At 52.1% G+C, this 12,533-nt stretch carries 9 protein-coding genes; all 9 read right to left on the bottom strand.

Annotation, left to right across the window (positions count from 1 at the left end):
• Nucleotides 1-38: 38 nt before the first annotated feature.
• The 9 genes from HFP08_RS00925 to HFP08_RS00885 all read right to left on the bottom strand — a co-directional run bounded on the left by HFP08_RS00925 (nucleotide 39) and on the right by HFP08_RS00885 (nucleotide 12,508).
• Complete coding sequence (locus tag HFP08_RS00925) at nucleotides 39-332, bottom strand: hypothetical protein (RefSeq protein ID WP_168118634.1); 294 nt, start codon at nucleotides 330-332, stop codon at nucleotides 39-41.
• Nucleotides 332-562 (bottom strand): hypothetical protein, encoded by a 231-nt coding sequence (locus HFP08_RS00920; RefSeq protein WP_168118633.1) that lies wholly within the window; start codon nucleotides 560-562, stop codon nucleotides 332-334. The genes HFP08_RS00925 and HFP08_RS00920 overlap by 1 nt, the downstream gene beginning before the upstream one ends.
• Before the next feature lie 936 nt (nucleotides 563-1,498).
• Complete coding sequence (locus HFP08_RS00915) at nucleotides 1,499-2,491, bottom strand: alpha/beta hydrolase (RefSeq protein ID WP_168118893.1); 993 nt, start codon at nucleotides 2,489-2,491, stop codon at nucleotides 1,499-1,501.
• A 538-nt stretch (nucleotides 2,492-3,029) separates the two neighbouring features.
• Nucleotides 3,030-4,223, bottom strand: coding sequence for a response regulator (locus tag HFP08_RS00910; RefSeq protein WP_168118632.1), 1,194 nt, complete (start codon nucleotides 4,221-4,223; stop codon nucleotides 3,030-3,032).
• Nucleotides 4,220-6,016, bottom strand: coding sequence for a sensor histidine kinase (locus HFP08_RS00905; protein ID WP_168118631.1), 1,797 nt, complete (start codon nucleotides 6,014-6,016; stop codon nucleotides 4,220-4,222). Before HFP08_RS00905 ends, HFP08_RS00910 begins: the two co-directional genes overlap by 4 nt.
• A gap of 9 nt (nucleotides 6,017-6,025) precedes the next feature.
• Nucleotides 6,026-6,853 (bottom strand): carbohydrate ABC transporter permease, encoded by an 828-nt coding sequence (locus HFP08_RS00900; protein WP_240941016.1) that lies wholly within the window; start codon nucleotides 6,851-6,853, stop codon nucleotides 6,026-6,028.
• A gap of 76 nt (nucleotides 6,854-6,929) precedes the next feature.
• The gene (locus HFP08_RS00895; protein ID WP_168118629.1) at nucleotides 6,930-7,823 is read right to left on the bottom strand and encodes a carbohydrate ABC transporter permease; all 894 of its coding nucleotides are present in this window, start codon (nucleotides 7,821-7,823) and stop codon (nucleotides 6,930-6,932) included.
• Between the two features lie 342 nt (nucleotides 7,824-8,165).
• A complete protein-coding gene (locus HFP08_RS00890) occupies nucleotides 8,166-9,482 on the bottom strand; it encodes an extracellular solute-binding protein (protein ID WP_168118892.1) in 1,317 nt (438 codons plus the stop codon).
• 341 nt (nucleotides 9,483-9,823) lie between these two features.
• Nucleotides 9,824-12,508, bottom strand: coding sequence for an alpha-L-rhamnosidase (locus HFP08_RS00885; RefSeq protein WP_168118628.1), 2,685 nt, complete (start codon nucleotides 12,506-12,508; stop codon nucleotides 9,824-9,826).
• Between the last annotated feature and the right edge of the window lie 25 nt (nucleotides 12,509-12,533).

The raw sequence follows: 12,533 nt of genomic DNA, 5'->3' as shown, positions 1-12,533 counted from the left end.
CCTGGAGGAATGATCTACTTCCTTGGTTGAACAATCCGCTACAGTCGGTCCTCGTCAAGAGGATCGTCTACCACCAGCACGGGAAATGGTTTTGGCGTCATTTCCAAGCTCACAGCCTTGCCGTCATTTCCCCTGTATCTCACGAAATAATTGCCGAATTGCGGACTGTATTCTATAGTCTCATAGCTAAGATGTTTATCGGAGTAATGCAATTGAACGTACATATAAGACGAGATAATGGCTGCTTTTTTCTCCACATAGTTCGTTGACATGTTTACGATGGTCAAGAGTGCGACAACCAGCAATGGAATCCATACTCGCTTTCTCCTCATTACAGCCTCCCCTGCTTAATCCATGACCAAATTCGATAGGAACCGAACAGCGCCACACCTAATGTAAGCATCCAAAATAGGACGTAAATGCCCAATCGATTAATATCTCTCAGGCCATCGATGTTCCGGAAGATGAAGAACGCAACCCAAATGAAGAGCGTATACATGAATACATTCGGGATAATCCATGTGATTCTAAACGGTAGATTCTTGTGATTCTTGTTTTCCATATGCGCCTCTCCTTCTGAGTTAAAATTGTTTCTTGTTACACAATTTCCCATATTATAAACGAAGCCTCATTGCGTTTTGTTGCACCAGTTCGGAAAGCTCGGTTCGCGCTCTCCAAGTCGATATTATCGACTTACAGCTGCCTCTCCGCTCACTTCGCGCTCCCCAAGTCGATATTATCGACATACAGCTGCCTATCCGCTCACTTCGCGCTCCCCAAGTCGATATTATCGACTTACAGCTGCCTCTCCGCTCACTTCGCGCTCCCCAAGTCGATATTATCGACTTACAGCTGCCTCTCCGCTCACTTCGCGCTCCCCAAGTCGATATTATCGACTTACAGTTGCCTCCCCGCTCACTTCGCGCTCCCCAAGTCGATATTATCGACTTACAGCTGCCTCTCCGCTCACTTCGCGCTCCCCAAGTCGATATTATCGACTTACAGCTGTCTCTCCGCTCACTTCGCGCTCCCCAAGTCGATATTATCGACTTGCAACTGCCTCTCCGCTCACTTCGCGCTCCCCAAGTCGATATTATCGACTTGCAGCTGACTATCCGCTCACTTCGCGCTCTCCAAGTCGATATTATCGACTTACAGCTGACTATCCGCTCACTTCGTGCTCCCCAAGTCGATATTATCGACTTGCAGCTGCCTCTCCGCTCACTTCGTGCTCCCCAAGTCGATATTATCGACTTACAGCTGTCTCTCCGCTCACTTCGCGCTCCCCAAGTCGATATTATCGACTTGCAGCTGACTATCCGCTCACTTCGCGCTCCCCAAGTCGATATTATCGACTTAGAAGTAACCGCGCAGAGGATTCACGCCGCACAACAAAGACTGCCGAGAACATCCCGGCAGCCTTGTCTCCAAACTTTTCCTCATTGCAAGCTCCTGCCATCTGACCAAATACACGCAAGTAAGAGGCCATTCAAGCAGCTTACCCCTGTGCTGCGATGTCGATATCCTCCAGCTTCTGATGGAAGCCCACCTTCAGCCATGAGCTGGCGAGAGCGAGCGCGCTCTTAGCAGCTTCCGTATCCTTAAGCGCGTTCAGCATCAAAAAATCATGAATGATACCGTTGTATCTCGCCGTCGCAACCTGCACCCCCGCTTCCTGCAGCTTGGCTGCATAAGCCTCGCCTTCATCGCGCAGTACATCCGCTTCCGCCGTTATAACCATGGCTTGCGGCAAGCCGCTTAGCTGATTCTTCGTCGCTCGCAGCGGCGACGCTGTAATCTCCGCCCGTTCCTTCTCGTCACTTGTGTACTGATTCCAGAACCATTTCATCGCATCCCTGCGCAGGAAGTAACCCTCCGCAAACTGATGATAGGAATCAGTGTCGAACGATGCATTCGTCACCGGGTAGAATAGAAGCTGTCTCGTGATTTTCGGACCTTCGCGTTCCTTCGCCATAAGCGTAATCGCCGCCGTCATGTTGCCTCCTACACTGTCGCCCGCAACGGCAATTCGCGTCGAATCGAGTCCGTAATAGCTCCCCTTGTCCGATATCCACTTCAACACGGCGTAGATTTCTTCAATTGCAACCGGGTACTTCGCTTCCGGCGACAGGCTGTATTCCGGGAATACAACGACCGCTCCGGTACGTACGGCAAGCTCGCGAATCAACCGATCATGCGTGTGCGCGTTGCCAAATACCCATCCTGCTCCATGAGTGTACAGAATGACGGGAAGTTGCTCTGAAGCATGCTTCGGACGGACAATTCGCACAGTCAAAGGGCCGCCGGGGCTGCCAGTCACTTTCTTCGTCTCGATATCCGCGTCCGGTTTGTCGACATCGCCTGCCTGCGTCTTGTCCACTTCGGCTCTGCCCTTCTCCGGTCCAAGCTCATGCAGATATGGCGGCTTAGCAGTTGCTTCTACAAACTCCTGCGCCGCTTTCTCCAGCTTCACGCCTAGCCTATGATTCATCATAAATTCACCCCTCCTTTTCGTTTTTGTTGCCGAATAAGTATTTTAAAATTACGATGATTCTAAATTTAAAATACTTATAGGCGTTACAACCTCCCTCTTGCTTCCAAAGCTGATTTGCCCAACAAAGCTTTGGTCGTTCACCTTGGGAAGGCCGAGGGTAGAGTTCTTCTCCTAACTCCGTCGGTTATATTGTTCTTATACCCCTAATTGAAGGTTTGTTAACACAACTCCTGGACTGAATAGCAACTAATTCGATCCTCCCCCGCGCCAAGCGTAAATAGTAAATCTGCTAACCCAATTTCACGCTCCTACCCCGCTGCAAGCGTAAAAAGTAACCCTGCAGACGCAATTTCCCAACCCTGCAGCAAAAAAACGGGCAACCGCACCCGTCCCTGAACGAGGTGCAAATGCCCGGCATAGCTGATTCCTATTCTGATTCCTATTCCAATCCACTTCAAGCCACTCACACTCTGCCATTACAATTCAATCTCAGCCGGCTATGATCTTAAGTCCGTCAAGATCTGTCCAGAGCCTTCTACGACTTGCCCATAGCCGCAGCTTCCTTCAGCCGATACTCGGACGGCGTGCAGCCAGTCTTCTTCCTGAAAATCTGTGAAAAATGCCGCACATCGGGATAACCCACCCGCTCGGAGATCTCCCCAATCTTCAGCTCAGATTTCACAAGCAGCTCCATCGCGCGCTCCAATCGGAGCTGGGTGATGCTTTCCTTGAAGCCGTTGCCGGTCTTCTGCTTGAACAACTGGCTGAAATACACCGGGTTAAGAAACACGACCGATGCCACCTTCTCGAGCGTCAGCTCCGAGCCCAGATTGGCCTGAATATATTGCATAGCCACCTCGACTGCCTTCTCGCCGCCGCTCGAATAATGGTCGAACACCTGCGACTCAGACGACTTTCTCATGCGCCTCACCTGCTCGGGAACCGATTCGACATCGGTGATGCGATCCGTATGCAGAATTTGGAACGGAATTTTCAAATACCGCTTGAGATGCGTGCGCAGCTGGGAGATGAGCCGTCCAAGCCCCTCCTCCTCCTGCAGCGTGACTAGTCCAAGCAGACTCTTGGCGTCCACGCTTGCGACGAAGCCCTTGCCTTCCGTCTCAATCAGCTCCGACATCACATTCTCGATAATGAAATGCTCCAATCGCAAATCCGAATCGCTCTCCATGCAAAGCAGCAGCAGATGAAAATGCGGATAATTGCCGATAAACGGCTTCAGATCAATGCCGCCCAGATCAAGATCCGAAGCCCATCTTGCCACCACCGCCTCACGCAGAAAGCGCAGGTTGCCAGCAAGCAACCGCGCTTCCTTCGTACGCTCATTCTCCTGAGCCGCTTCTTCGGAAATTTCATCGCAAAGCGCTTGAAGCTTCCCGATCAGAATTTCCTTGCCGATCGGCTTGAGCAAATAATCCTTCGCTCCAAGCCTAAGCGCCTCCTGCGCATAAGCGAACTCCGAATGAGCCGAAATAACGACCCATCTGATATGCGAATGGCTCCTCTGGGAAAACTCAATCAACTCAAGTCCCGTCATTCCCGGCATTAGCACATCCGTCAGCACCAGGTCGATCGCCTTCTGTCTCAGAAGCTCGACCGCTTCCTCCGGACTCGCAGCCGTATAGACCTGGTGCTGGGGGAAATTCACTCGGATCGTTCGTTCAATTCCGTTCCGAATGACGGCTTCATCATCCACGACAAGTATATTCACGCCTGCTCATCCTCTCTATGCTGGATGGGAAATGATGCGATAACCTTCGTCCCTTCATTCTGCCTGCTTTCAAAACGCAAGCCGTATCCATCGCCGAACATCAGCTTTATCCGCCGATGCACATTCAGGAGGCCGATACCCCTGCGACCCTTCAAATCCGGCACCGCAAGCCCTGCATCCTCGTTGCTCTGCAATACACTTTGAATGCGTTGCAGCGTGTCCTCATCAACACCGACACCGTCGTCTTCCACCACGATCTCGAGCTTGCCTGCCGCCTCTTGTGAATATACCCGCAAAGTGCCTGGTCGATTCATCGGCTCAAGCCCGTATTTCACCGCATTCTCCACGATGGGCTGAAGAATCATCTTCGGCACCTGCACATCCAGCCAGCGCTTCCCCACTTCGATCGAGGTGCTCACGCGGCCGCCAAGCCTGGTTTCAATGATCGTAAAATAATGCCTGAACTGCTCCAGCTCCAGCTCAAGCGCCGCCAGAGAGGCTTCTTCCCAATCGCTGCTGTAGCGGAAGATACGGGACAGCGCCAGGATAACGCCGCCAAGCCGATCATTCTCTCGCTCATCCAGCATCCAATAGATCATATCGAGCGTGTTGAACAGGAAATGCGGATTCACCTGCGATTGCAGCGCTTGAAGCTGCGCCTGCTTCTCGCTGATCGAAGCCAGCTTGATTCGCTCGATGAGATCATCCATCTGCAGCACCATGCGGTTGAAGGAATTGACCAGCACATTCAGCTCCTGATAAGACTGCACCTTCACCTCGCCTTTGAAGTTGCCAAGCTCCACTTGCTTCATCTGTTGAATCAATCGCTTGAACGGCTTGGAAAATGAGCGCGATACCAGCGTTGCGATGATGATTGCGACAGCGACCAGAATGAGTATGAAGGTCGCAAGGAACTGCTGCGTTTCCTTAAGCTCAAGCTGCAGCTCCCGGTTCGGCGTCACGCTGATCATCGTCCAATCCGCCATTCCGATTCGCGCCGCCGTCACCATTGTATTATCCAGCTTCCGCACGAACACTTCATTCGGACGCAAATTGTCGGCCCAATCCTTTGGCACTGCGGGCAGGCCTTCCACATTCGTATTGGTGCGTACAATCTCCTCGCCGTTATTGTCCCTGATCATGACCAGACTGCCCGGCCCCAGGCTTGCGTTAGACAGGGCCGACACAATCGCATTGGCGTCCGTCTCTATGTACACAATTCCCGTCGACTTCAGGGTCTGCAGCTCGAACAATTGCCTTCCGAATGCAAAAACAGGCTGGTTAATTCCCTTGCTGATCAACGATTGCGGGAATACACCTAACCATTTCATCTCGCCGGTCGATTGCATTAAGGTCATAAGCCAATCGGAAGGCGTATAATTGCTCGTCGTTGCGCCGGAGGATCGATCGAAGCCGAACACCTTGCCATTGTTGGATACAATATGGATGCCGACGATGTCTCTTCGCGAATAGAAGATCGCGCCCAGGCTCTCTGAGATGCGCCGTTCGATATCCGGCTTCGCAGCCGAGTCTGCGGCGGCATGCTGCTGAAGAAGCCGCACGAGCTCCACATTGCTGTTCAGCGTCTTCGTGACGCTGTCATAGCCTTGAAGGAGCAAGTCGAACAAGCCGACTGTTTGTGAAATATTTTTTTCCGAAATAACGCCGACCTTGTCCCTGATCTGATCTGCCGCACGGTTGTAATACACCACATTCACGATAATGAGAAGCAAAACCATGCTGAGCAGGAAGATCAGGAACAGGCGGCCCGGTATCGTCTGTAAGGTTTTCATTCTTACATCTTACCCTTTAACCGCCCCTGCTACCATACCCTTCGTAATCTTGCCGGCAAGCAGGAAGTAGACGAGAATAACCGGCAATGCGCCGAGCACCAAGAATGCGCCGATGGAGCCGTAATTGACCGAATACTGGCTGACGAAGCTGTATACGCCGAACGGCAATGTCTTCAGGTTGGTAGATGAGATGAACGTTGCCGCCAGAATGTATTCATTCCAGATATTAATGAAGGTGAGGATACAGACCGTTACGATCGGAGGAACGGAGACAGGCAGGATAATATTCCAGAAAATGCGGAATACGTTCGCGCCGTCCATAATTGCCGACTCCTCGATCTCGGCAGGAATAGTCTTCATAAAGCCGCTAAGAATGAATACGGCGATTGGCGTTTGGAACGCGATATAAGGCAGAATCAGCGACAGATGCGTGTTCAGAATATGAATGTTCTTGAAAATAATCATAAGCGGAAGCAGCGTCCCCTGCATCGGAATCATCATGCCGAGCAAGAAGACGAGAAGCACCAACTGCCCGTATTTCCAGCGAAAACGCGTTATCGCGAATGCCGTCAAGGAGGACAGCAGGATGATACCCGCCATCGTAATCGAGGTCACGATCAAGCTGTTCGACAGATACTTCCAGTAATGACCTCCGTCTACTGCGGATGAATAGTTATGCCATTGCCAATGCGCCGGCAGCGCGAAGAAGTTTCCGGACAGGATTTCCTCGTTCGTCTTGAAGGAGTAAAACAATAGCCACAGCAGCGGGTAGAGCTGCGTAATCAGGAGCGCGGCAAGAATGATATAGATGATGAGCTGCGGTATCGAGACGCGCATTCGCGTTTTCTTCGCAGCAGCAGGCTGCGTCGCGGCATGCAAGGTAGCGGATCTGCTCATGAGGCCTCCTCCTTTCTTAGCTGTATCTCTTCTCTATGCGGTTGAAGATAAAGTTGATGATAACGGTAGCGAGCAAGCAAACAACAACCAGGAAGGTTGCGATGGCGCTGCCGTAGCCGTATTTCTGGGATAAGAACGACATATTGTACATGTAGCTCGAAATAACATCCGTTGCATGCGCAGGGCCGCCGCCCGTCATAACCATAATCAGGTCGAAGGATTGCAAGGAGCCGATGAAGGAAAGCACAACGGATATTTTGAAGATAGGAACAATCATCGGTAAGGTTATATATCGATCGGCCTTAAAGCCACTGGCGCCGTCAATCTTGGCTGCTTCATAAATATCGGCCGGAATGTTCTGAATTCCTGTGAACTGAATGAGAATGTGATAGCCGACATACTGCCACAGGCTGACGAGAATAACGGCGTACATCGCATATTTCGGTTCAGAGAGCCATGCATGGGACCAACTGCCCTGTCCCAGCTTGATCAAGAGCTGATTAATCATCCCGCCCATCGAGGCCGGATTGTAGATCGTCTTCCATAGCTGTCCGATAATAACAACCGACAGGATAACGGGCAAGAAATAACTTGAAACGAGGAAGCTTGGCTTCTTGATGTAGCGGCTGATCAAGATGGCCACGAACAACGCGACCGGCAACTGCACGAACATGGAGAAGCCCGACAGCATGAAGGTTCTGCCTACAGAAGGCCAGAATTCGGGATCATTCGTAAGCATTTTCGTGAAATTATCAAGACCGATAAAGGTGGAGGCTCCGAAGCCGTTCCACTCCAGCATGCCGCTGTAAACCGAAACGAGTATCGGAACGAAAACCAAACAAGTGTAGAGCAGCAAACAAGGCAGCACGAATGCCGTAATAGTCCATTTCGATACTTTCAATACGTTCATGGCATCCCACTCCTTAAAGAGGTTGTTCAAGAAGTCCACTTTTGATCACGAAGTATTCCAAGAAGCTTATTCGACATCGAATCTTGCATTCAGCCGAAATGAGCGTATGCTTTCGAAGCGATGTTTCCTACGGAAACATTTCAGTTGCTCACGTAGCATTCACTACGCTCCGCTACTCACTTTCTAGCTTTATGCAACCTTCTGAAGCGTTTTGGAAAAACGCTGCTTCGTAAGCATTTGCTATTGTGCTGAAAACCGGACCACTTGAACTTTCATTAAAAACGCAGTCAGAGATGAGGGCAGGGGAAGCGACAGGCTTCCCCTCATCCTCTTCAACCGCTTTTATTTATTCTCTTCGTACGCCGTTTGATGCTCTTTGGCAATAGCGTCCGCGCTCTTCTTCGATACGAACAAGCTTTGAATGCTGGACAAGTGAACTTGAGCTGTGCCGGGGTTCATGGTGTTGTCGAAGGAGATGTCTCCGCCCTTCACATCCTTGAACATATCCAGAACTTGCATCGCCATGTTGGAGTAGCCCGCTGCCGCGAAGTCGCCGTCAACCGTTTGCGCTACGCCGACCGCGCCTTTCACCGCGAACGCTTCCTTCGGATAGTTAATCATGAAGTAGTTCAAGAAATCGAGTGTTTCGTCCAGGTGCTTGCTGTTCTTGGATACCGCGAACGCGCTGCCTGGAGCAAGCATGAATTCGTTTGGATCGCCTTTTCCGTTAACGGTAGGGAACTTGAATACACCAATGTTGTCGTCTTTGTTCGCATCGGAGGTTTCGATGCCGCCCGTTGCCCAGCTTCCCATGTAGTACATGGCGGATTGACCTGTCTTGAACAGATTCTCGCCGGAGTTGTAGTCGAAGGATGTCGCTCCGTCCTGGAAGGCTTTCGCGTCAACCAGCTTCTCGAACGCGTCAACAGCTTCCTTGAACGCCGGATCTTCGAATGTTTTGTTGCCGTCTACGACATCCTGCAGGAAGCCGGGACCTTCGTTCGTCCGAAGCAGAATGTTCATGAACAGGAATGAACCGGTCCAAGAGTCCTTCTCGCCGATCGCGATTGGCGTAATTCCGGCCGCGCGCAGCTTCTTCGATGCATCAACCATTTCCTCGAAGGTTGTCGGGACCTCTACACCCGCTTGAGCGAATAATGCTTTGTTATAGTAGACAAGACCGATGTTGTTGCCGTCTGGCAATGCGTACAAGTTATTATCAAAGGTGTAATAGTCCAGAATGCCTTCTTGGAACGAATCCTTCAGCCCATTTTTTTCAACCATGTCATTCAGCGGAGCGAACAGGTCCGCGTCAACGAATGGCTGCATTTGCGCGGCCGGGTTAACGATTGTAATATCCGGCACTTCGTTGGAAGCCGCTTGCGTCTTCAGCTTCTGCTTCTGCTGGTCCGTATTCAAGGAATCCAGCTCGATATGCACATTTGGATGCGCGTTTTCGTAATCGTCCACGATTTTGTGAAGCATGCCGTATTTCGGATCTGTAGAGTCAGGATAGATGTTCTGGAAGGTAATCGTTACCTTCTCTGCGCCGCTCCCGGAATTGGCATTGCCGCCTGTGTTGTTGTTCGTGTTATTGGAAGTGTTGCCGTTGCTGTTGTTGCCGCAAGCCGCCAAGCTTACCGCCAGCGCTCCGACCATGACCGTGCTAAGTATTTTCGTTGTTTTAGCCACTTTGTGCGTCCCCCTTAATTGGATATGGGCTTATTATGCGCCACATTAAGGGAGCGAACAATAAAATTTCTTAAGGGGTGATGTTTGTTTTTTCTAGGTAGAATTTTTCAATATTCGGGGTTTATTTTCTTTAGATTAGAGGATGGGCTCAGGTGCCGCTTCCTCATCTTCCACCCTTTCAATACAAAGAAAGGCCCCCTCCTTTTCATGATAAGGAGGAGGCCGATTCCCGCGCGTTGCACTGCTTATTCTCCCGCTTGATCAACGGGAATACGACTCTAGTTCTTGTCGAATTATGGCGTAAAGCTTCAGCTCCAAGGATAACTGAAGCTGTACGTGCCGGATTCAACCTCGAATACGACTGTATCCGAGCTTTGTTCGATGCGGAGTACGCCGTCGCCCTCAGCGGCTGACACCCCATCCAGGAGCAAATCGTCAACTCTCGCCTTCGGCAGCGTAATGGATGCCGTCGTGTTCGGCGCAACCGTGGCCGTAATCTCGATGCGGCCCTCCCCCAGCTTCCAGCCGGAAGCGCATTTGCCATACATCGATTCGTAAGAAGCGGAAGCATGCGAGATGCCCGGTCCCGGCTGCGGTGCGATGCGAAGCTTGCGATAGCCTGCGCCGCTCTCTTCATCCAGATCCAGCCCGGCCATTACCCGATACATCCAATCGCCAATCGCCCCGTATGCATAGTGATTGAAGGAGTTCATATCGTCGCTCCAGAACGTTCCGTCCTCCTTGATGCCGTCCCAGTGCTCCCAGATCGTCGTCGCTCCCTTCTCGACCGAATACAGCCAGGAAGGATAACTTGTCTGCTGCAGCAATCGATAAGCAAGTTCATTGTAGCCGTATTTCGTAAGCACATGAGCGATATATGGCGTGCCGACAAAGCCCGTCGTCAAGTGAATTCGCTCTTCCTCAATCGAATTCGCCAATGTCTTCGCAGCCCGCTCGGCTGCGTCTCCTTCGATCAAACCGAACATAAGCGCCAGAATTTGCGCCGTTTGAGTTGTAGCTGCCACTCTTCCGGTCTTCGTCACGAACTCATCCTGGAAATGCTTCTTAACGCTTGAATAGAGCTCGCTGTAGGTTGCCCGATCCCCCTCCCGGCCAAGCACCTCGGCGGCCTTCGCCACCAGCTCTGTCGAATAGGCGTAGAAGGCGGTCGCGATCAGATCGCGCGGCGTCGCTCCGATATAGCTGTTCTCCTTGGCGTCCAGGCCCAGCCAGTCGCCGAAGTGAAAGCCGGTATTCCACAGGAATTCATTCTCGCCCTGGCTCCGCATATAGCCGACCCAGGCTTTCATGCTCTCGAACTGCTCCTCCAGAATAAGGGTATCCCCATAGCTGAGATACACCGTCCAAGGACATACCGTGGAAGCGTCGCCCCAAGCCGCCGAACCCGCCGAGCCCTCGCCGAGAACATTCGGAATAACATGCGGAACCGCTCCGTCCTCCCGCTGATCAGCCTTCAAATCTTTGAGCCATTTGGTAAAAAAGCTTGCCGTTCCCATATTGAAGTTCGCCGTACGAATGAACACCTGCGCGTCGCCCGTCCAGCCCAGCCGTTCATCGCGCTGCGGGCAATCTGTCGGCACATCAAGGAAATTGCCTCGCTGCCCCCATACAATATTGTCCTGCAGCTTATTCAAGAGCGGATTCGAGCATTCGAAGCGACCGGTCGTCTCCATGCCGGTGAACAGCACTCTGCCTTTAAAGCGCGACAAATCAAGCTCTCCCGGATATCCTTCAACCTTCACATAGCGGAACCCTTGGAAGGTGAAATGGGGCTCGAATTGCTCCTTCGTATCGCCCTTGCACACATACGTAATCGTCTGCTTCGCACGGCGAAGATTGCCGATATAGAAGTTGCCCTTGCCGTCCAGCACCTCGGCATGAAGGAGACGAATCACCTGTCCCCGTTTCGCGCCTTCCACCTCAAAGCGAACCCAACCGACCATATTTTGGCCAAAATCAAGCACGGTTTCGCCGCGAGGCGTCTTGAATACCGCAATCGGATCAAGCTCTTCCATCACCTGCGTGCCCTCGTTCTCTTGAGCGATCAGCGCTTCCTTGCCAATGTCAAGCGTCTGGACATTCCGCCAGGCGCTATCCTCGAAGTCCGGCTTGTTCCAGCCGTCCATTGCGAGCTGCGCGTCGTAGGTTTCGCCATGATAGAGCTCATTCATAATGATAGGCCCGGCTATCGACGCCTTCCAGCTCCCGTCTGACGTTATGACCTCGCTGCGTCCGTCAGCATAATCAATATGCAGCTGCAGCAGGCCAGCAAGCTGGTTGCCGTAATGATTCCGACTGTTCTCCCAGCCCAGGTTGCCCTTGAACCATCCGTTGCCAAGCGTCATTCCGAGCGCATTATTCCCGTTCCGAAGCGAATGCGTCACATCATAGGTCTGATACTGGAGACGCGTCTCATAGGAGGTCCAGCCCGGCGTGAGATAGAGATCGCCTACCCGCGCGCCGTTCAAGCTCAGCTCATAGACGCCCTGAGCGGTCGCATAGATTCTCGCTCTGCGGATTTCGCCGTTCACCGGGAATTCCGTGCGCATATAATGCGCCGACTCCTCGCTCCATTCGCTCGCAGGCTTATGCGCGCTGATCCACGACGCCGTCCAGTTCTCGGGCATCATCAGCCCGGTTTCCCAGCCGCCAGTCTCGCTCCAATCGCCTTCGGCGCCCAGACGATCCCATACCTTCACTCGAACCGCGTAGGCGGTGCGCGGCAACAGCTCTGCTCCTTCGTAAGCAATATGGACGGATTTCTCCGAGAGGATCTTCCCTGTATCCCAGCTTAAGCTGCCATCAAAGCCTGCCTCCGACGGCGCGACTTGAATCTGATACGCTTGCTGTCTTATCCCTCTTCCTTCTCCTTGCAGCTTCCAGCTGATTCTCGGCCTTTTCACATCAAGACCCAGCGCGTTGCCGAGGCTGCGGTATTCTACCGTGATTTGCGTTGCTTGCATGCTTCCCATTGCTCTGCCTCCTTCATCATTTGCA

Source organism: Paenibacillus sp. HB172176 (assembly GCF_011947265.1).
GTDB lineage: Bacteria > Bacillota > Bacilli > Paenibacillales > Paenibacillaceae > Pristimantibacillus.
The sequence above is the reverse complement of the archived record's forward strand: the minus strand, read 5'-3'. Positions and strand labels throughout refer to the sequence as shown.